Here is a 22,903-nt window from a genome sequence, read left to right on the forward strand (position 1 = left end):
ATGATAGCACTTGACATTCTTACTGATGGATTTTTTGCAGCAGTAGCTGGTATAGGATTTGGTGCGATTTCCGATCCTCCTTTACGTGCATTCAAGATGATTGCCATACTGGCAGCATTGGGACACGCCTGTCGTTTTTGTTTAATGAACTATTTAGGCATGGATATTGCCACCGGTTCGTTGTTTGCCGGATTAGTCATCGGCTTCGGCAGTTTGTGGTTAGGGAAAAAAGTATATTGTCCGATGACGGTATTGTACATTCCGGCGTTACTTCCTATGATTCCGGGAAAGTTTGCATACAACATGGTATTTTCACTTATCATGTGTCTGCAAAATGTGAATGATCCGGATAAACTGGATAAGTTTATGTCGATGTTCTTCTCTAATACTCTGATAGCAAGTACAGTGATTTTTATGTTGGCGGTAGGAGCTACGTTCCCGATGTTCCTGTTCCCACATAGAGCCTTTTCATTAACAAGACACTAAAACGAACTTTTATGGAGATTTTTTGGAGAACAATTGCATATTATAATTCAGCTACCTGGCTTTTCCAGATAGTTATCATTCTGATTGGTATTGCATTGACCGGATTGCTTATCGGCAAACCACGTCCGTGGGTGAAAATGGCGATGAAGTTCTATATGATAGGTCTGTATACGTGGATTTCTCTAGTCTACTATTATATCTATTGTGAAGAACGTAGCTATAATGGCGTAATGGCTATGTTTTGGGGCGTTATGGCTATCATTTGGATTTGGGATGCGATTACGGGATATACTACCTTTGAACGTACTCACAAATATGATCTGCTGTCTTATGTCCTGTTGGCAATGCCTTTTATATATCCTTTGGTTTCATTGGCACGCGGTCTTTCATTCCCGGAAATGACTTCTCCGGTCATGCCTTGTTCGGTAGTTGTGTTTACTATCGGATTGTTATTGCTGTTTGCGCAAAAGGTCAATATGTTTTTGGTATTGTTCCTTTGCCACTGGTCACTGATCGGATTATCCAAAACTTATTTCTTTCAGATTCCGGAAGATTTCTTATTGGCAAGTGCCACAATCCCCGGCCTGTATCTTTTCTTCAGGGAGTATTTCCTGAATAATCTGCATGCCGACACCAAGCCGAAAGCAAAATATATCAATTGGCTATTGATAAGTGTTTGTGTCGGACTGGCCGTGTTGCTGACTACTACCATGTTTTTGGAATTAGTTCCGAAGAACTGATCCGGACACATAAAGATATTCAAACCGAAAAGAGGCCGTTCAAAAAAGCCTTGATCTTATAAAATCGTCCTTATTACGAGATAGACTGTAGTAAGGACGATTTTTCTTTTAGGAACTTGTGGAACAATTTCTTTTTTATATCGTATCGTTTACTTAATTGCGTAGAATATCCGTAAGGCATACTGCATCACTGCATCAGGCAACCATTTTTTACTCTTCGCAAACAATACCTGTATCCAGGGACCTACTTTCGTCCGAAAAGGAGGATTGGTACGTTCCACTATCTTACAGATGGCAGCCCCCAACTTCCGCGGATGGCATCCATTACGTTCTTCTTTTTCTATAATCTCCAATGATTTCAGAAAACTCTCTCCGTAATCGGCATCCAGTCTTGTCTGTTCGGAGATATTCCGGTTATCAGTAAATCCGGTGTTGAAGTCTCCCGGTTCTACTACACAAACCTTTATATGGAACGGATGAACCTCTAAAGCCAAAGCTTCGCTATATCCCTCGACTGCAAATTTCGAAGCAGAATAAAATCCCTGATAGGGGATTCCCATTACACCACCGATAGAACTGATATTGATAATCTTGCCCTTTCGCGCCTTTCGCATAGATGGCAATACAGCTTTACACATATTCACTACGCCGAAGAAGTTTGTATTCATTTGTATATTCACTTCTTCTTCAGTGGCAAGTTCCAATGCGCCGCCAATACCTATTCCGGCATTATTAATCAATACGTCAATCCGTCCCTGCTCCAATAGAATCCGCTCTACGGCCTGACATACGGAAAGGGAATTGGTAACATCGACAACAAGCATTTTTACATGATTCATGTCTTCAGCAGGTTTCCGGCTTGTTCCATAAACGATGTGCCCTTGTTCCGATAACATTTGAGCGGTAATCTTGCCGAATCCGGAAGATGCTCCGGTGATAAGTATGACTTGTGGTTGCATATTTCTTATTTGCGGTATGATACTAACTGCTCAATTATCGTTTCTCCAAGATAGCAGTCATTTCTTCCCGCCAATCCGCACCATTCTTCGGTTGGAACGTTTCAAATCCAAGTTCCTTGCCTATATGGATATTCGAAGCACCGTCATCTACAAATAAAGTTTCGGAAGGAATGATATTACAATCATTCACCATAAATTCGAAAATTTCCGGTGCAGGTTTCGTGTGACCGACCTGATAAGACAAATATAATTTGTCACAATAATCATTCAACGGCCTTTTCTTCGATGAGAAATCGGGGCTGCATGCCCACGACATAACAAAAGGATTGGTATTACTTAAAATATACACATGATATGACTTTCTCAATTCCAATATATAGTCGAGTTTATTTAGATTCACTTCGTTGAAAAAGCCCAGCCATGCCTGTTTGGTTTCCTCCATCGTCAATGGACGGCCACATAAATCCCCCAGTTGTTTCCGAAACTCATCCGCGCTTAGCTTTCCTTCTTCCAGTTCTTGAAAAATTCCAGTCTGGTGATATTTATCCAGCCGGGTATCAGCATCTGCCAGTCCCAGTTTGATAAATGCCTGAACCGCTTTGTCACGATCAATATCTACAATCACTCCTCCAAAATCAAATACAATGTTTTTAATCATGATATATAATTTTCTTGTTTGCTACAAAGATACGGCTTATCTTCTTAATTAATAGCCCGCAACGGCTTGATATTTGTCAAAAAAACATAGTGACGCTATCCGTGTCAAATAGCGTCACTATAACACCCGGATAGTGTCGCTATAAGGGCAGGATGGCGTCACTATACTTTTTGTATGCTTATGGAGGAATAAATTCCGATTATTATCTATCTTTTCACCTTTCCTTGAAGCGACTTGTTTGTTGATGTCTTGAGATGGTAAATGATTGCATTGTTTCATCACAATGTACGTTAGTACTATTATTCCCATATATTATGGGAAAGTATTCTCTCATATTAAGAAAATAAATTCCCATAATATGGGAGACTATTTTCCCACAATATATGGAACAAATGGAACAATACAGGTGAAAGAACAAAAGAAAGGAACTACCCCAAACGACTATACAGGAAACATATTCTTTTGTTCTTCTGTCTAAGATGGATAAACCATACAGAAATAAGCTAAAATTGAAGAAACAATAGCACTGCAGAATAAATAAATTCTCCTAGTTACTAATAGGGTTTAGGCAACATATAGTACATACCAGTTTGTGGTCAATGTCTTCTGTACTTTATCGGCCATTAAATAAAATAAATCCTTCTAATATCATTAATATTTCCAAAAAGAGCATTCATATAAGATAAATTATTGTTTCTTTTGTCCTAATGAAATGAAAGTTGGGAAATAGTATGAATAATAACATTGATATAAAAACGCTGGAGGCCTTTCAGGATGGGAATCACAAGGCCTTTGAGACTATTTTTATAGCATACTACAACAAAACCAAAACATTCATTGACGGATATATAAAATCGGAACCCGATGCGGAAGAGCTGACAGAGGATTTATTTGTCAATCTTTGGATCAATCGTCATTCCATTGATACGTCTAAATCATTCAATTCTTATTTGCACACCATTGCAAGAAATGCAGCCATCAACTTCCTGAAACATAAATATGTGAGCGATGCCTATCTGAACAACCTGGATACAGAATATAGCTCTACTTCCGAAGAAGACCTTATTGCCAAGGAACTGGAAATGCTAATTGACAAACTTGTTGGGGGAATGCCCGAACAACGGAGAATGATTTATACATTGAGCCGTAACGAAGGATTATCCAATGCCGAGATTGCCGAACGCCTGAATACTACCAAAAGAAATGTTGAAAGCCAGTTAAGCCTTGCTTTGAAAGAAATACGGAAGGCTATTTCCTGTTTTTTGGTATCATTATTATAGGAGCATTTTTGTCTTTATCCTGCTTTTTTCAAAAAAAGATTCATTTTCTTATTGAGCTTTTTGCCACCAAACTGTATATATAGTAAAGTGCAGCAAAAATGAAGAAGAGTAATATCAGTAAAATCATCAAAATGTTCCTCTCCGCCCGCTTTCCGTCTGAAACGGAAGAGAAAGTGCAGAAATGGATCATCAAAGATAAAAATCAGCAGGCGAAAATTAAAGCTTCATTGGATTATTGGAATGAATTGGACGTAGAAGCCGATTCGAATACTTATGCTTCATTGGAACGGGTAAATTTAAGAACGGGATATAATAAGGAACATCTGACCAACATAGCTTCTTATCAGAAGTTCGCTCGTATTGCTGCTGTTATTGTTCCTTTGTTTTTATTTGCAGGAGGAATGTTCTACTATCTTTCTCTCCAAAACGAAATGATAGAAGTATCCGTTGCCTACGGAGAACAGAAACGCCTGATATTGCCGGACAGTTCGGAAGTATGGTTGAACGCGGGAAGTACCATTTTATACCCGGAAACTTTTGCCAAAGATAAACGCTTGGTCATGCTTGACGGTGAAGCTTATTTCTCTGTCAAAAAAGATACTGCATGTCCTTTTATAGTAGAAGCCTCCCAACTTTCGGTGAAAGTTCTTGGAACCAGATTCAACGTGAAAGCCTATCCTAATGATGAGAAAATAACAACTACCCTGACTAGCGGTAAGGTGGAAGTGAGTGTTCAAGCGCAACCTCCCCATATACTAAAGCCTAATGAACAACTTACATACGACAAAAAATCATCAGACATCCATATATCAGTGATAAATACGAATGATACCAACTGCTGGATGGTAGGGAAACTGGTCTTTACCAATGCCAGTGCCGGAGAAATATTCCGAACCCTGGAAAGGCACTATAACACCACGATTGATAATACAGCAAATATCCCTACATCGAAACGATATACAGTCAAGTTTCTGAAAGATGAAAGCCTGGATGAAATTCTGAATATATTGAAAGATATAATCGGATTTGATTATCAGCAGTATGAAAAGAAAATAGTAGTAACCCAACCATAAAAAGAAACAGCCTATGAATAAAAAGAACCGGGAAGCTGCTTGAGACCCTCTTCCCAGTTCTGAAATGTCTACCCTCATTCAACAAGTGACGTAAAATGAAGTATCAACATACAAATATAGAATAATGAATCGAATAAATACGAAGAAACGGGCAGCTAAGCTCGCCATTTTTTTATTTTTTACTTTTCTCTCTCTTACAACTGTTGCACAGAATAAAGAAAAAAAGATTACCATACAAAATAAAAATATCTCATTAAAAGAGGCTTTTGCACAAATAGAGACACAAACCGGATATAGCATCGCTTATGAACAATCGAAGCTGGATATCGAAAAGAAGCAATCTTTATCTCTCAAAAATGTAGCTGTCGACAAAGCTATGATCCAACTATTGAAAGGAACGGGATATGCATATAAAATAAAAGGATATCATATTATTATCTCTTTGCAGGATAACAAGCAAAGGCCCGCCAACAATGATACACAAAAGCTGACTCAAACCATAAGAGGAATCGTTGTTGATTCCAAAACCAATACACCGATAGAATATGCCTCCGTATGTATAACAGAAGATCCCTCACGGGGAGGTTCGACTGACGAACGGGGAAATTTCCGAATTAATAATGTCCCGGTAGGACGTTATAATATTCAGGCAACTTTCATGGGGTATCGCTCAAGTATCATCACCGAAGTATCTGTCACTTCATCCAAAGAAGTATTTGTAGAGATTCCCATGGATGAAAATGTGCAGGATTTGGCTGAAGTGCTTGTCAAACCGGAAATAAAAAAAGACCGGACTGTCAACCCGATGACCATCACAGGAGGACGTATGATTAGTATCGAAGAAGCGTCACGATTTGCCAATGGCTTTGACGATCCTGCACGGTTGAGTTCTGCATTTGCAGGAGTAGCGGGAGATGTTGGCACCAATGCGGTTGCCATTCGGGGAAACGCTCCACAATTTACCCAATGGAGACTGGAGGGAATTGAAATACCTAATCCTACCCATTTTGCCGATTTATCAGGCTTGGGGGGAGGATTCCTGTCTGGTTTGAGTACGCAAGTCATCGGCAACTCCGATTTCTACAACGGAGCTTTCCCCGCAGAATACAGCAATGCCTTATCAGGAGTTTTTGATATGCATCTGCGAAATGGTAATAATCAGAAGTACGAACACGCTTTTCAGGTTGGACTTATGGGGATAGATTTGGCTTCGGAAGGTCCTATCAATAAAAAGCGGGGAAGTTCCTACCTGGTTAATTACCGTTTTTCCACCACTTCACTGGCATCGGGCAATGACATTAACCTGAAATATCAGGATTTAGCCTTTAAACTGAATTTTCCCACACGTAAAGCCGGAACCTTCTCGATCTGGGGATTAGGATTGATCGACAGGAACAAGGCAGAGGCTTTGGATCGTTCCGAATGGGAAACAATGGGAGACCGATCGTCGGGATCTAACAAATTGGATAAACTGGCAGGCGGGTTAACTCATAAATATGTAATTAATGAAAATACCTATATCCGTTCTTCTCTATCTGCAACCTATTCTAAAGATCATTCACTAGTCGACTTACAGACTGACGATGGAACCATTGTACAAGTGGGAGATATTCAAAACAGCAGATGGAATTTTGTGTTCAATTCTTATCTGAACAAGAAATTCAGTTCGAGGCATACCAATAGAACAGGGATTACCATTACGGAACTTAAATATGATCTTGATTATAAAGTCAGTCCTTCTTTTGGATTAAACCAACCAATGGAGCAGCTTTCGAGAGGTAGTGGAGAAAGTACAGTTCTTTCGGCGTATAGCAGTTCGGTAATCAATTTGAGCAATAACCTGACAACCAGTTTGGGAGTTACCGGACAATACTTTACTTTAAACAAGAACTGGTCGATAGAACCGAGAGTCGCGCTCAAATGGGAAATAAATCCTGCACACTCTTTAGCAGTAGCTTACGGTTTGCATAGCCATAGGGAAAGGCTCGATTATTACTTTGTTGAACAGGTAATCAATGGTAAAAAGGAGTCAAACCGATACTTGGATTTTTCTAAAGCACATCATTTCGGATTTACTTATGACTGGAATATCAATCAGAGTCTGCATCTGAAAATAGAACCCTATTATCAACACCTGTTCCATATACCGGTGGAAAAGAATTCTTCTTTTTCGATTATTAATTACGAAGAATTCTATTTAGACCGGATCCTGACAAGCACCGGAACAGCGAAAAACTATGGAATAGATATAACATTGGAGCAGTACATGAAAAATGGTTTCTACTATATGATTACAGGTTCATTATTCAAGTCGAAGTATAGGGGAGGAGACCGTATCTGGCGAAATACAAGACTGGACAAAAGTTATTTAGTGAACTTGCTCGCCGGAAAAGAATGGATGGTCGGCAGGCTCAAACAAAATGTATTAAGTATAAACGGACGCCTGTTTTTTCAAGGAGGAGGACGCTATACTCCTGTGGATGAAGAAAAAAGCCAGGAAGAACGCGACATCGTTTTTGACGAAAGCAAGGCATATACCAAACGATTCAATCCTTCCATCAACGGTGATGTCTCTATCAGCTTCCGAATCAATAAGAAAAGAGTGTCTCATGAGTTCTCTCTAAAGATACTGAATGTAGGTATGCGCACCGGAATGCATTTCTATGAATACAATGAAAGAACAAGTGTAGTAGAAGAAAAAGACGGATCGGGATTGATCCCGAACATCAGCTACAAAATTTATTTCTAAAGAACTGAATAAGAAAAAGGTTTGTTCACACAATAGACTGACACCCAACAGACAACTGCTTTCAGTAATTATGGTATAACAATCTGTAATCTATATACTAACGAGCTCCCTGAATACCTGTATATTTGCTGCGTGAAATAATTTAGTTATTAACTATATGCGTATTATATTCAAGAAATTCAAAACACGTATGATTGTAGGATGTATATTAGCTGTAATAGCGTTGCTGGCTGTGTCAGTCATTGTTTTTATCAATCAACCCAGCTTCGGCAGAACTCCTCGCGGGGAACGGCTGGAGAGAGTCATGAAATCTCCTAATTATAGAAACGGAGAATTTAAAAACCTGCACGAGACCCTATTGATGACTTCCGATAAGGGGCGTTTTAGGGGAATCTGGGAGTTCATTTTCAGAAAGATAGATGGTCTGCGTCCCGAACAGGCCGTCAAAACAATAAAGACGGATTTACGAAAGATTGACCGTAATGAAGAAATATTGGTATGGTTCGGACACTCATCTTATCTTATTCAAACGGGGGGAAAGCGAATATTGGTTGATCCGGTATTCTGTATCGCTTCTCCCGTATCTTTTGTCAACAAGCCCTTCAAAGGTACGGAACTTTATACACCGGATGATATGCCGGAGATTGATTATCTGGTGATTAGTCACGATCATTGGGATCATTTGGATTACAACACGGTCAAAAAACTACAAGACCGGATTGGAGCAGTAATTTGCCCGTTGGGTGTCGGTGAACATTTTGAATACTGGGGATTCGACAAAGAGCGTATAGTAGAACTTGACTGGAATGAAGATGCACGTCTTGCTCCCGGTTTTATGATACATTGTTTGCCAGCCCGTCATTTCTCCGGCCGCGGACTTACTGCCAACCAATCACTTTGGGCTTCTTTCCTGTTGGAAGCTCCTTCACAAAAGATATACATTGGCGGAGACGGAGGATATGATACGCATTATGCGGAAATAGGCAACCGTTTCCCCGATATCGACCTTGCAATCCTTGAAAACGGGCAATATAACGAAGAGTGGAGCTTAATTCATCTCATGCCCCAATATATGGCACAGACAGCCAGAGACTTAAAAGCGAAGAAAGTCCTGACCGTACATCATTCTAAATATGCGTTAGCCAAACATCGCTGGGACGAGCCTTTGAAGAATGCAGAAGAGATGAAGAATAAAGATTCCCTGAATGTATTGATTCCGGAGATCGGAGAGGTCGTGACATTAGAAAAATAGTTCTTTACCCGATACGGTTAAACGTTTCTTTTCTATTATCAGTAAAATTGGTAAAACATTCTGTAATCTGTATAGTTGAAAAACAAATTTCCCTGATTAAATTTGCAACGTTGAAATACATCAGGTTCAATCCAGACTGTTTTGGACATTTAGAGATAACTACTATAAATTGAAAATTAAAAAGTTTATGCTACGTACTATTAGACTTTCAGCCGCTATTGTGTGCTTTACGCTTATTACCCTGCTTTTTCTCGACTTCACGGGTACATTGCACACATGGTTCGGATGGTTGGCGAAAATTCAATTTCTGCCGGCTTTATTAGCCTTGAATATAGGTGTCGTATTGTTTTTAGTTGTGCTTACATTCCTGTTCGGGCGTATCTATTGCTCCGTTATCTGTCCGCTGGGAGTGTTTCAGGACATCGTTTCGTGGATATCCGGTAAGCAAAAGAAAAACCGATTCCGCTATTCACCGGCAATGAAGTGGTTGAGGTATGGCGTTTTAGGCGTGTTCATTATAATGATGGTTGCAGGGCTGAATTCTTTGGCCATCTTGCTGGCTCCGTATAGTGCTTATGGACGGATAGCTTCCAGCCTTTTCGCGCCGGTTTGGCAATGGGGAAACAACCTGTTGGCATACTTTGCCGAACGAATGGATAGTTATGCTTTTTATGAGGTAGATGTATGGATGAAGAGCCTTCCAACGCTGATTATTGCCGTTGTTACTCTCATTGTCCTTTTCATTCTGGCGTGGCGTAATGGACGGACGTATTGCAATACCATCTGTCCGGTGGGTACTGTATTGGGATTTATATCCAAATATGCGATATTCAAACCGGTGATTGATACTTCCAAATGCAATAGTTGCGGTTTATGTGCCCGTAATTGCAAAGCATCGTGTATCAATTCAAAAGCTCATGAAATTGATTATAGTCGTTGTGTGACTTGTATGGATTGCATCGGAAAGTGTAAGCATGGAGCCATCAAATACTCTCGACGGATACCAAAAAACGAAACAGCTACAAGCGAAGATATGAAAGCAAAGTCTGTCACTACCGAACAGATTGATAATACCCGCCGCAGTTTCCTTTCAGCATCAGCTATCTTAGCGACAACTTCTGTCCTGAAAGCACAGGAAAAGAAAGTGGACGGCGGGTTAGCCACTATTGAGGATAAGAAGATCCCGAACAGAGAAAATCCGATTTATCCTCCCGGTGCATTAAGCGCACGTAATTTCACTCAACATTGCACGGCCTGCCAATTATGTGTATCTGTTTGCCCCAACCAGGTGTTGCGTCCTTCAGACAATCTGATGACGTTGATGCAACCGGAGATGTCGTATGAACGCGGGTATTGCCGTCCCGAATGTACCAAGTGTTCGGAGGTTTGTCCGGCTGGTGCCATTCATTTGACCAGTCTTGCCGAGAAATCGGCTATTCAGATCGGACATGCCGTATGGATTAAAGAGAACTGTGTGCCTTTGACGGATGGAATGGAGTGTGGCAACTGTGCCCGCCATTGCCCGACAGGTGCCATACAAATGGTGGCTTCCGATCCTGACAAAGCGGATTCTCTGAAGATTCCGGTAGTGAATGTAGAAAAATGCATTGGTTGTGGAGCGTGTGAAAACCTTTGTCCATCCCGTCCTTTTAGTGCCATTTATGTGAGCGGACATCAGATGCACAGAATTATTTGATCTAAATCAGTATAAGATTATGGAAGAAAAAAATAAAAAAGATATAAATAGAAGAGATTTTATTAAGATCGTAGGTATCAGTACAGCCACATCGACAGGTCTGCTATACGGATGCTCTTCAAAGGGGACTACTTCTTCAAGTAGCGCGACAGGAGAAGGAGAGGTGCCCACCGATAAAATGACTTACCGCACATCTCCAACCACCGGTGACCGTGTTTCGCTTTTGGGATATGGTTGTATGCGTTGGCCGCTCAAACCTGCTCCCGACGGTAATGGTGAGGTTATCGACCAGGATGCCGTCAATGGATTGATAGATTATGCAATCGCTCATGGAGTAAACTATTTCGATACATCTCCGGCGTATGTACAAGGATTTTCCGAAAAGGCAACAGGTATTGCATTGAGTCGCCATCCCCGTGATAAATATTACATCGCTACCAAATTGTCTAATTTCTCTCCTGATACATGGTCTCGCGAAGCCTCGCTCAAGATGTACCACAAATCGTTTACGGAGCTACAAGTCGACTACATTGATTATATGTTGCTCCACGGCATCGGCATGGGAGGAATGGAAGCCCTTAAAGGACGATACCTGGATAACGGAATACTTGATTTTCTGGTTAAAGAGCGTGAAGCCGGACGTATCCGGAATCTCGGATTTTCTTACCATGGTGATATTGAGGTATATGATTATCTGCTCTCACGACACGATGAATTTAAATGGGATTTTGTACAAATACAACTCAATTATGTAGACTGGAAACATGCCAAAGAGACCAATACTCGAAATACGGATGCGGAATATCTCTATGGCGAACTGACCAAACGGGGGATTCCTGCCATCATTATGGAACCACTTTTGGGAGGACGTTTATCCAAGCTGAATGATAATCTGGTGGCACGGCTCAAACAACGTCGTCCGGAAAACAGTGTCGCTTCCTGGGCTTTCCGTTTTGCCGGTTCATTCCCGGATATTTTGACTGTATTAAGTGGTATGACTTACATGGAGCATCTGCAGGATAATCTTCGCACTTATTCTCCTTTGGAACCGTTGACAGAGGAGGAAAAAGAATTCCTCGAAGAAACGGCACAATTAATGCTGAAGTATCCTACTATCCCTTGCAACGACTGCAAATATTGTATGCCATGTCCGTATGGGCTGGATATACCTGCTGTATTATTACATTACAACCGTTGTGTCAATGAAGGTAATGTCGCCAGAAGCGGACAGGATGAAAATTATGCGAAAGCCCGACGCGCTTTTCTTGTCGGATATGACCGTAGCGTGCCCAAACTTCGACAGGCAAGTCATTGCATCGGTTGCAATCAGTGTGTGGCTCATTGCCCGCAAAACATTGATATTCCGAAAGAACTGCACCGGATAGACCTGTTTGTAGAACAATTGAAACAAGGTACTTTATAAAAGAAACGATGGAAGAATTAATCAATCTATTACATACGAGAGGATATTCCTGTACCATTGCCAACGAAGGAAAAATCCGCACTTTCACTCAACGCGGCGTAGCCGATCTCTATGATTTGCTAACACAGGAACCGGAATTCCTTAAAGGAGCTTTGATTGCCGATAAAGTGGTTGGTAAGGGAGCTGCCGCCTTGATGATTCTGGGTGGTATAAAGGAATTATATACGGATATTATCAGTACTAAGGCTTTGGAGCTATTCCGGAAATCAAATGTGAAAGTTGATTTTGCGCAGGAAGTTGCTTTTATCCGGAACCGCGATCGTACGGGAGTATGTCCTGTAGAAACAATGTGTAGCGAAGTGGAATCAGCAGAAGAAATATTACCGCTGATCCGCGATTTCCTGGAAAAAATCAGAAGTAGGAAGTAAAAAAAGAGATAACTGAAACACGAAATAAAGTATGAGAAGAAATACAGCCTGTTTATTCCTGTTCGGTAGTTTGCTTTCCCTCTCGGGAATGGCACAAACTAAGAGAGACAGTACACAGGTCGGAAGAAATTATGTGATTGATGAAGTTGTAGTCACCGGGACACGTAATGAGACAGATGTACGTCATCTTCCGATGACGATTTCCGTAGTCAGTAGACAACAGATTGAGAAAAGATATGAACCTTCTCTGTTGCCGTTATTGACGGAGCAGGTGCCGGGATTATTCACTACCAGTCGTGGCGTCATGGGGTACGGTGTATCCGGCGGAGCTGCGGGAGGCATGAGTCTGCGAGGTATCGGTGGTAGTCCGACAGCAGGATTATTGGTATTGATTGATGGTCATCCACAGTATATGGGGTTGATGGGACATCCGATAGCGGATGCTTACCAATCTATGATGGCGGAGAAAGTAGAAGTGTTACGAGGCCCCGCATCCGTGCTTTATGGTTCGAATGCAATGGGTGGAGTGATTAATATTGTCACCCGCAAGGAACAGGAAGAAGGCGTAAAGACAAATATGCAAGTGGGATACGGCTCATACAACACATTACAGACTGAATTTTCCAACCGTGTCAAAAAGGGACGTTTCAGTAGTGTCGTAACCGGCTCCTATAATCGTACGGACGGACATCGCCCCGATATGAAGTTCGAGCAATATGGTGGATATGCAAAATTAGGCTATGATATCAGCTCTTTCTGGAAGTTATGGGGAGATGTAAACGTGACTCACTTTAATGCTTCTAATCCGGGGACTATTCAGGTACCATTAATCGACAACGATTCACGCATCACTCGTGGAATGACTTCGTTTGCTTTAGAGAATCATTATGAGAAGACTTCGGGGGCTTTGAGCTTTTTCTATAACTGGGGACGGCATAAAATCAATGATGGTTATCAGATAGGAAAAGAACCGCAAAAGTCACATTTCAACTCCAAAGATAAGATGCTGGGGGTATCGTGGTATCAAAGTGCCACTCTCTTTACCGGCAACCGTTTGACCATAGGAATGGATTATCAGCACTTTGGAGGTGAATCGTGGAACAAGGTTATAGCTACAGGTGAACATACTCCGGGAGTAGACAAGCAAATGGATGAATTTGCCGGATACGTTGATTTCCGTCAGGATATCAGCAGTTGGTTCTCACTGGACGCAGGTATTCGTGTAGACCATCATTCGCATGTAGGTACTGAATGGATTCCACAAGGTGGATTGGCCTTTCATTTACCGAAGAATGGGGAACTTAAAGCAATGGTTAGCAAAGGATACCGTAATCCGACAATTCGTGAAATGTATATGTTTCCTCCTGCCAATCCGGAACTAAAACCGGAGAAACTGATAAGTTACGAACTTTCATACTCACAACGTCTGTTGGAAGGCGCGTTATCCTACGGAGTCAACCTTTATTATATCAATGGGGATAATGTGATTATGTCAAACGGTTTGGTTCCTCCATTGAATATTAATTCCGGCGAAATAGAAAACTGGGGTATGGAAACCAACATTGGTTATCGCATAAATTCACATTGGAATGTCAATGCCAATTATAGCTGGCTTCACATGGAAAATCCTGTTCTTGCTGCTCCCGAACATAAATTGTATGCAGGCCTCGATTATACTTCCGGACGTTGGAGTGTATCAACGGGTATACAATATGTGAAGGGACTTTATACTTCTGTAATATTAAACAACGAACAACAAGATAGTTTTGTCTTATGGAACCTTCGGGGAAATTATCGTCTCTGTCGTTTCGCTAATCTTTTTGTGAAAGGAGAAAACCTGCTGGCGCAACGCTATGAAATAAATGCAGGTTATCCCATGCCTAAAGCCACGTTTATGGGTGGTATTAATTTGAACTTTTAAATAATAAAACGAATATGGAATCGACTACTGTAAAACTCTATTCGCTGAACTATAGCGATGTGAAAACTTATTTGGCAGCCTTGTTATTCATCATTGGCAACATTCTTTTTCCCCAATTTTTTCATCTCATACCTCAAGGAGGAATAACCTGGTTGCCTATTTATTTCTTCACGCTGATCGGAGCTGCCAAGTATGGTTGGAAGGTGGGGCTGTTGACCGCTGTTCTTTCACCTATTATCAACTCCTTGCTCTTTGGTATGCCGATGCCGGTCGTATTGCCTGCAATTTTATTAAAATCGGTATTACTCGCCATTGCCGCCGGTTGGGCTACACAACACTTCGGACGTATTTCCATACCGGTATTGGTTGGCGTGGTACTTACTTATCAAGTTGTAGGAACATTGGGAGAGTGGATATATATAGGTAATTTCTACAATGCCATTCAGGATTTCCGTATTGGAATTCCCGGAATGTGTCTGCAAGTATTCGGAGGTTATTTATTCATTCGATATTTGATTCGCAAATAACATTCTGGTTAATAACCACTTTTCCAAGAAGAAAATATAATTCTTAAAGAAAAAAAGTTCTCCTCTGTTATAGATATTATAATGGAGGAGAACTTTTTAAAATAAAACTTATCTATTCGCTTTTTATTGATCAATCTTCTTCGTCAGCTTCCAGATCAACAGTGGGATTTCCTCCTTCTTTAGCATATCTGCTCGGACTCATTTTATAGTATTTTTTGAATACTTCCCGGAAATATTTAGTATCAGAAAATCCAACCATGTCTGAAATTTCATTGATAGCATATCCGCCCTCTTTCAACAACTGTGTAGCACGTTTCAAACGCATCACCCGGATAAATTCAGTCGGAGACTGTCCTGTCAACGCTTTCAACTTACAATAAAAACTGGTACGGCTCATGCCGCTTGATTCGCAAAGTATATCAACGGAAAATTCCGGATTATTTATATTCTCGTCCACAATTTTCTTTGCATTTGATATAAACTTCCAATCAAGACTGTTGGTACCGTTTGCAGACGGAACCATTGATTTCACTTCTATATCCAGATTAGCATATCTCATACGCAACAGCTCCCGATTTGCCAATAAATTGGCGATATTCGCCCGTAATATTTTCACGCTGAAAGGTTTGATGAGATATTCGTCCGCGCCAATCGACAGTCCATCCAGAATATTGTTTTCTTCCCCTAAAGCTGTGAGCAACAACACAGGAATATGTGAAATCTCAATATCACTTTTGATAGCAACACACAATTCATCTCCCCGCATTTCCGGCATCATGATATCAGAAAGAACCAGTTCCGGCCAAAATTCTTTGATAATAATCAATGCTTCCTTTCCATTAGCGCAAGCTTGTACATTATATATAGAAGATAATGAGCTGACCAGATAAGAGCGTAACTCATCATTGTCTTCTACAACAAGAATCCGTCGCAAATTCGGATCATCTATCGTAACGGTTGTCTTTGCCGGAACATTCGGAGCGGGCAGTACAGGAGCCAACGCTTCAAACTTAGAGGGTGCTTCATCACTGATACTTTCAGAGGTCTTATTCTTTTTCGGAAAAACAATTTTGATTGTCGTACCTTGATGCTCAACACTCTCCACACTAATTTTACCTCCATGAAGGCTGACCAGTTTTCCTACCAACATCAATCCGATACCACTACCCGTCACTTTAGAGTTAATGGCATTGCTGGCACGGAAATGAAGTTTAAACAACTTACTTTGTTCACTGGCAGGAATACCTATACCGGTATCCTTGATTATCACTTTCCATGAATCGTTCGTATCGGATACGGAAATGCTGACCTTTCCATTTTCCGGAGTATATTTTAGCGAGTTCGATATTATATTCTTCAAAATAGAATCCATCTTCTCCTTATCAAACGATACATTCATATAGCTGAAAGTACTCTCATATGTATATTCAATACGCCTAATGGCCGCATAAGAAGAGAATGAATCATATATTTCATTCATATAGGTATTCAATTCATATTCGGAAACACTCATTTTAGAGGAATATACATCTGTTCGCTCAAAATTAATCAGATTGCTGACCAGTCGTAAAAGAACTTCCACATTCCTCAATGCAATGTTCGTACGGGTTATTCCATTGTCGGTAAGCGTCTCTTCTTCCAATAATTCCTCCAAAGGTGCTTTTATTAAAGTTAATGGAGTACGTATATCATGGGCCGTATTGATGAAGAACTGCGTTTTTTCATCAGATATATTCTTTTGCTTTCTTAGATTTATCACACGCAGAATAAAATAAAATCCCCCGATTACCAATAGGATATAGCACAGGATAGCCCACCAACTCGACCAATAAGGTTGTGTGATGATAATTTTCATAGTACGTTCCTGAAAAACAATGTCATGTTCTTCTCCAGATACTGCACGCACATGAAGGGTATATTTACCCGGAGGCAAATTGGTGAAACGAATCAAATTATTTGCTCCCGGTTGGGTCCATTTCTCATAAAACCCTTCTAATTTCCATGAATATAATGCACTTCCGGGAGAATCATAATTGATTGTAGAAACTTCAAATGAAAACGTATTTTCATCATATGCCAGCTCTAATACATCTGTCCTATCAATACTCTTCTGTAAAGGGGAATCCTTGACACCCGGATAAACAGGTTGATAAGACAGATGAAAGTCGCTAAATACCAACCTGGAGAACTTATAATCCGGGAATTTCACATTCATCGGAAGTTCAATTGCTCCATCCGTACTACCGAATACAAAGTTTTTATTTTTACGCACCGTTCCTGCTGCTGCGTTAAAGTATGCAGGCAACAAGCCTTCTCCTTTGGTCCAATTACGAAATATCTTTTCTTTAGTATAAAAACAGGTTATTCCGTTCTCCGTACTCATCATTATACGTCCATCCACTTCCGGCAATATTGTAAATATTCTGTTTGAAACTAAAGCAGAATTATCAGAAAAATAATGTTCGAAAGTCATATTTTGAGGATTATAGATAAATACTCCCATACCATTTGTCCCGATATATAACAGCCCATTATCTGCCTGATAAAGCGTATTAATATAAGTAATGCCTATCTCCATTTCAATATACTGATATTCACCAGTATTTCGATTCAATAAATACACCCCAATAGCAGTTCCGATCCACATATTATCTTTGTCTTTTTCAACAATTGATGTAATGGAATTCAATCCCGGATATAAACGTGCATTGTTAGTCTCCAGATCAAAACATTTTAGATTATAATAGCCTCCCGACCAGATATACCCTCTCGAATCTTTAACTATATCACGAATATATTTATCCGGACGCATATTGACATGAGAAAGAAGGTAAGGAGAAAAATATTCAACTGATAGAGTTTTTTTGTTTATTTTATAAATACCGGAAGTATATCCTCCTGCCCATATAACACCAGGAGACACTTCACATAGAGTAATAAAAATATGATTCTTGTCCTTTAGTTGATGATTAAAAGAGCTTAGAAATGAATGCCACTGACCTGTTTTTGAATTATAAAGACTAATACCATTACTAGTTCCAAACCACAGATCACCTTCATGATCTTCGATAACCGCTTGTACCTGATCATTGATTAATGATTGTGCATTACCCATAGCATGTTTCATCCAATGATAATTTTCATAGCGATTATCAATCACCGTAATTCCTGTAGGATAGTTGGCAAGCCATATCCGCTTTTCTTCATCTACAAAAACATCATTGATATTATTTCCATTCATTTCATTATAACTCTGATAGTTGGCAATAATGTAATCTTCCAGTTCACAGGTATTTACATTAATTTTATACACTCCCATTCCTTCCGTCGCAATCAATAACTCTGTTTCATTCAATGGGCTGATACGAGCTATGTTTACATCACTAAGATCAGCGTCCGGACGTATAATTTCCTGTGTATTCATATCGTACACAAAAACTCCTCTTTCAAATGAACCAATGAACAATCTTTTTGATTGCCGGTGGAAATACAGTTCGCTCACCTGTGCATGAAAATAGTCCAGTGTTTCAACAGGCATAGCCTCTAAAACACCATTTTCCAGTTTGACATATCGTACGCCCGTCTCCGTTGCTATAAAGAAATGGTGCTCATCTACTTGTTCTATTGCCGTAATGCTACTGTGTAACACATTGGGAAATTGAACTACATGAGCGTCTTTCATATTATACAGTAATACAGTGTCTTTACGACATAACCAGATATTATTATTGCGGTCCAGATAACCACAACTTATTGCTTCAGAGGTATCCGGTAATTTATATACCATTTTGAAATCGTCTCTGTCGGTTTCATATTGAAAGATTCGTCCTTGTTTGCCAACCACCCATATACCGATATGTGGTTCTGTATATAACCATCCCAAGCGTATGGGAGCATCCAAAGTAGTGCCTTCTTTATTTAATTTATAGTGTTTTATATCTTTACCGTTGTAACGGTCCATGCCTTCATTCGTAAGAAACCACATATAGCCTTGGGCATCTTTCTGAATATTGAATATCCGGCGGTTACTCAAACCATCTTCTATTCCTATGTATTTGTATGTCTGTGCTGTAACCCAAATCGGAAAAAAGAGGAGGATGTATATAATGTATCTCATATAAACAGTTGTTTTTAAACTACTTCTAACAATCATATAAATATAACAGTTAACGAAACTAGACAAAAGCAATGAAAAATGCAAAGAAATAGAAGAGATTCTCCGATAAAACATTCATTTAGAAACATTTTTATTTCCAAAATTGATTATTTACATCGAGAAGTTGATTTATTTGAAAGTATTCTTTGATCATGTGTCATAATTAGCACATGTTTTGTTTTTGTTAATTTAATGAATCGGATCAGATTCCAGTTTCTTCTTGTAAACCCATATACTTATTATAAAATAAATAAGTACTTGTATCCAAAGGGTTATATATTCCGGTCTGATATCCGCCATACTGGCTCCCATAGAATTCAATTTCACAAAGGCAAGTGTGCCCGGTGCAGCCGGAAGAATGTAATGTGCAACTTTCCAATACCAAGGCATTAGTTCCATCGGATAGGAAACTCCGGAAAGAAAGATTAATCCTACAGAGAAGAAGGCGATCATGAGTAAGGGAGCTTCTGAATCCGTAAAATACCTGGAAGCTGCCAATCCTAGAAAAGAGGTCGCCATCAGATATGGAATCAATAATAGTACAATGTATAATCCGTTCCCAATATTAGGAATGCTGAAAAAGTGGGGGAGCAGACCTAATAGAAAGAAAGCAAAAATAGCATAAAGAGCACAGTATACGGATGTTTTTCCCGCCACTATACGAATGGCAACTCCCCAGCCATATCCAAAAGGAGAGTAAACGCGGATTCCTCTGCTACTGTGCTCTTCTCCAGTCAGCATACCAATAACCATCAATAAAGTTTGGAAGATTATAATCATCATAACTGCGGGAATAAGATAGGAACCATAGCCTTCCGTGTAATTGTAAAGTGCAGTTCCTTCTACATTGATCGGTTTTGCCATAGCTACGGCAAGCAACCCTTGTGGTGGAAGAAATACCGCTTCATCCAGCCTGTATTTGTCATTAATAGCTAGCATGACACGTGATGAAGCCCCCTGCAAAGCTTCGAAATACAGGAAAGCATCAGTAGTCGCATAAAGGGAAAATACGGCTTCATCTCCCCGGAACACTCGCTTCTCAAAATCATGAGGCAAATAGAGAATTCCCTGTACTTTGCCTTCTTTCATCCATTCTTTTGCTTCGTGATAGTCCATCGCCTGACTATAAATCTCTGCTTGGGGAGTAGCATCCAGCCAACGGATAAAATCACGACTCAATTCGCTATGCGAATTATCGACTACGGCAACAGGAACATCGGTTACAATATTCGGTGCATACATGTAATTGTAGAGTAATCCGTAGACAAAGATTCCTCCCATCAACACAAGCAGAACAGCATAACTGGTACTGATAGCTAGAAATTCACGACGAATGATGAATGATAACTGTTGTAACTTACTTAATGTTTTCATACTTATGACTTTCTATAGCTCGTTTTAAATGGGGAAGCAACAATAGGGCCAGCAACGGAAAGATACAAAGTATCACAGCCGATGGCCAAAGATGAATAAAACCACCGCCTCCATAAAGCATGGTTTGCATCATCTCCGTAAAATGGCGGACGGGAAACAAGTAGGAAGCATCCCTCACCAAAGGATACATATTGGGAACCGGAAAGGTCACCCCGGACAAGGTAGCTCCCAAAGAACCTACCATAGAGACTACGCTTATCACCAGTGAAATTGCCGGAAACAGCGAAAATAAAAACAGCCCTAAAGCCTGTGTCGCAATGATGAAAAGCACAGTCATAATATTCATTAACCACCAACTCCCCTGGAAAGGAATATGCAAGATACCGAACATAACATAATTAGCTAACCACCCTATCAGAATATATATAATGGTATAAGGCAATAACTTGCCCAAAACAGCAGTTACTATATTGCCTTTAGCAGTCGTCAACCAAGCATTTGCTGTACGGAATTTAATTTCAATGCCGACCGTATAAACAGTAATCAACAAGATCAAGACTTGAAACAAAACAAAGAAAAAGGGCTGACTCAAATATACCGAATAATCCAAACTTGGATTATATATCGGATGGTTATTAGCCTGCACTGGCAATAAAAAGGTGGTAATCTGATTCTGTTCTACTCCGAGAGCCACGGCTTGCATCACCACAGGGGAAAGAGCCACCGGAGCTAATGATGTTTCGAATGCCGCCATCAACTCACCGCCTACCGACAATAATGCATAGTGATAATAGTAGGAGAGTGTTGCATCCTTTCCGGTGATAGCATCTTGCTCAAATTGGGGAGGTATGGAAAGATAACCATAAATCTCTTTCTTTTGTACAGATTCACGGGCAGCCGCTTCATTTGCAAAATGCTTTGTTACTTTAAAAGTCGGTACAGCAGAGATATTCCTGGCAATAGTCCGGGAAGTAGCAGTGTTATCCTGATCGACAACACCGATAGGAATATTTTCCATCTGTCCGTTGCCAAAAATAGTAGCCATAAAGAAAAGGGTGAACAACGGCAAGACAATGCAGACGCCAAAATAAAGGCGCCGCGAAGTCATTCGCTGCCATTCTCTTAACAATACGGAACGAAAAGGGGAATATGTTTGCGATTCATCCATTCTTTGGTTTATTTGATGTCAATTAGTCTAAAGTCAATAACACGGACATACCGGGACGCAAGTCATCTACTTTTTGGGTCGGACGCGCATGAATCTCAAATGTACGTAGGTCATAACTTCCGGTCTGCTTGGTTGATTTCCAGGTAGCAAAACTACCTAACGGACTTATATAATAGATTTTGAACTCTATATTTTCTTTACCGATGGCAGGTACATCTGCTACGAATGTTCCGTCCATTTTAAACTGTGGCATCAGATCTTCCCGTACGTTAAGAACGACATGTATATCATCCATAACCACCAAGTTCATAATGGGAGTTCCCGGTGCAACCAATTCTCCGCGTTTAGGAAAGATCGTTGCTATTTGTCCGCTTTCCGGAGCTGTCAATCGGGAGTCGACCAGCAAGGCCGAAACTTCTTCCACCGTGCTTCGCGCAGCATCCACCATACTGGCTGCTGATGCTTTATCTTCTTTCTGTGCACCATCTACAGCCATCTGATACTGTTCATATGCGGCGCGTTCGGCTGCTACAGCCGCTTTATACATCGCTTCCACTTCATCCTTTCTTTGAGAAGTGACAACACTGTCCTTATATAAAGTGAGAATACGGTTATAAGTTGTTTGAGCGAGGGTAAGATCACTCTTCGTTTTATTCCATAACTGCAATGCGGTAGCCACAATCTGACGACGGGTTCCGGCATCTATTTTCTTGTTCTGCTGTACTGCTACTTGTTCCAATGCATTCACTTGTTGATACTTGGCATGTACTTCAGGGCTATTAATAACGACAAGAGTATCGCCCTGGTGTACCCAATCACCCTCCTGAACGAAAAAAGTATCGATACGACCGGGAAGTTTTCCACTGATACGGATTTCTGTTGCTTCAGCCTGCCCTTGCAGGACCAGCGACTGTTTATGCATTAATATAACTCCCAGGCCGGTGAAAATACCGACAGCCAGAAGAATGATGACAAAAGCCCATGATAGGGTTTTACTAGTTGGTTTCATTGTT

The 22,903-nt window shown here is 40.4% G+C and carries 17 protein-coding genes; 11 read left to right on the forward strand and 6 right to left on the reverse strand.

What is annotated here, in order from left to right:
* Together I2I04_RS07885 and I2I04_RS07890 are read left to right on the forward strand one after the other, a co-directional pair.
* On the forward strand, window positions 1-486 hold the full coding sequence (locus tag I2I04_RS07885) for a threonine/serine exporter family protein (protein ID WP_004306108.1): 486 nt from the start codon (window positions 1-3) through the stop codon (window positions 484-486).
* An 11-nt stretch (window positions 487-497) separates the two neighbouring features.
* Window positions 498-1,226 (forward strand): DUF6064 family protein, encoded by a 729-nt coding sequence (locus I2I04_RS07890; protein ID WP_074559025.1) that lies wholly within the window; start codon window positions 498-500, stop codon window positions 1,224-1,226.
* 149 nt (window positions 1,227-1,375) lie between these two features.
* Here the strand turns inward: I2I04_RS07890 and I2I04_RS07895 are convergent, their stop codons facing one another.
* Complete coding sequence (locus I2I04_RS07895; protein ID WP_195654740.1) at window positions 1,376-2,185, reverse strand: SDR family oxidoreductase; 810 nt, start codon at window positions 2,183-2,185, stop codon at window positions 1,376-1,378.
* A 34-nt stretch (window positions 2,186-2,219) separates the two neighbouring features.
* On the reverse strand, window positions 2,220-2,843 hold the full coding sequence (locus I2I04_RS07900) for an HAD family hydrolase (RefSeq protein WP_195471373.1): 624 nt from the start codon (window positions 2,841-2,843) through the stop codon (window positions 2,220-2,222).
* 731 nt (window positions 2,844-3,574) lie between these two features.
* Here I2I04_RS07900 and I2I04_RS07905 point away from each other — a divergent pair.
* From I2I04_RS07905 to I2I04_RS07945, 9 genes are all read left to right on the forward strand, one after another.
* Entirely contained in the window at window positions 3,575-4,123 is a 549-nt protein-coding gene (locus tag I2I04_RS07905; protein WP_143260290.1) for an RNA polymerase sigma-70 factor, read from the forward strand.
* Between the two features lie 98 nt (window positions 4,124-4,221).
* Window positions 4,222-5,196, forward strand: coding sequence for a FecR family protein (locus I2I04_RS07910; protein ID WP_143260291.1), 975 nt, complete (start codon window positions 4,222-4,224; stop codon window positions 5,194-5,196).
* A gap of 124 nt (window positions 5,197-5,320) precedes the next feature.
* Window positions 5,321-7,945 carry a carboxypeptidase regulatory-like domain-containing protein gene (locus I2I04_RS07915; RefSeq protein WP_195654741.1) on the forward strand — a complete coding sequence of 875 codons (2,625 nt, stop codon included), beginning with the start codon at window positions 5,321-5,323 and terminating at the stop codon, window positions 7,943-7,945.
* A 148-nt stretch (window positions 7,946-8,093) separates the two neighbouring features.
* Window positions 8,094-9,197 carry an MBL fold metallo-hydrolase gene (locus tag I2I04_RS07920; protein ID WP_195654774.1) on the forward strand — a complete coding sequence of 368 codons (1,104 nt, stop codon included), beginning with the start codon at window positions 8,094-8,096 and terminating at the stop codon, window positions 9,195-9,197.
* Window positions 9,198-9,384: 187 nt separating this feature from the next.
* The gene (locus I2I04_RS07925) at window positions 9,385-10,893 is read left to right on the forward strand and encodes a 4Fe-4S binding protein (protein ID WP_195654742.1); all 1,509 of its coding nucleotides are present in this window, start codon (window positions 9,385-9,387) and stop codon (window positions 10,891-10,893) included.
* A gap of 19 nt (window positions 10,894-10,912) precedes the next feature.
* Window positions 10,913-12,316, forward strand: coding sequence for an aldo/keto reductase (locus tag I2I04_RS07930; protein ID WP_195654743.1), 1,404 nt, complete (start codon window positions 10,913-10,915; stop codon window positions 12,314-12,316).
* Between the two features lie 8 nt (window positions 12,317-12,324).
* Window positions 12,325-12,744: a DUF1893 domain-containing protein gene (locus I2I04_RS07935; protein WP_195654744.1), complete on the forward strand. Its 420-nt coding sequence runs from the start codon at window positions 12,325-12,327 to the stop codon at window positions 12,742-12,744.
* Between the two features lie 31 nt (window positions 12,745-12,775).
* Window positions 12,776-14,665, forward strand: coding sequence for a TonB-dependent receptor (locus I2I04_RS07940; RefSeq protein WP_195654745.1), 1,890 nt, complete (start codon window positions 12,776-12,778; stop codon window positions 14,663-14,665).
* Between the two features lie 14 nt (window positions 14,666-14,679).
* A complete protein-coding gene (locus I2I04_RS07945; protein ID WP_195471358.1) occupies window positions 14,680-15,192 on the forward strand; it encodes an ECF transporter S component in 513 nt (170 codons plus the stop codon).
* A gap of 130 nt (window positions 15,193-15,322) precedes the next feature.
* On the opposite strand, the gene I2I04_RS07950 is transcribed toward I2I04_RS07945, so the two are convergent.
* The 4 genes from I2I04_RS07950 to I2I04_RS07965 form a co-directional block, all read right to left on the reverse strand.
* Window positions 15,323-19,309, reverse strand: coding sequence for a two-component regulator propeller domain-containing protein (locus I2I04_RS07950; protein ID WP_195654746.1), 3,987 nt, complete (start codon window positions 19,307-19,309; stop codon window positions 15,323-15,325).
* 228 nt (window positions 19,310-19,537) lie between these two features.
* Complete coding sequence (locus I2I04_RS07955; protein ID WP_195654747.1) at window positions 19,538-20,722, reverse strand: ABC transporter permease; 1,185 nt, start codon at window positions 20,720-20,722, stop codon at window positions 19,538-19,540.
* Window positions 20,706-21,890, reverse strand: coding sequence for an ABC transporter permease (locus tag I2I04_RS07960; RefSeq protein WP_195654748.1), 1,185 nt, complete (start codon window positions 21,888-21,890; stop codon window positions 20,706-20,708). The genes I2I04_RS07955 and I2I04_RS07960 overlap by 17 nt, the downstream gene beginning before the upstream one ends.
* Before the next feature lie 22 nt (window positions 21,891-21,912).
* On the reverse strand, window positions 21,913-22,899 hold the full coding sequence (locus I2I04_RS07965; RefSeq protein WP_195471350.1) for an HlyD family secretion protein: 987 nt from the start codon (window positions 22,897-22,899) through the stop codon (window positions 21,913-21,915).
* Window positions 22,900-22,903: the final 4 nt, after the last annotated feature.

The organism is Bacteroides sp. 1001136B_160425_E2, assembly GCF_015559655.1.
Lineage (GTDB): Bacteria > Bacteroidota > Bacteroidia > Bacteroidales > Bacteroidaceae > Bacteroides > Bacteroides luhongzhouii.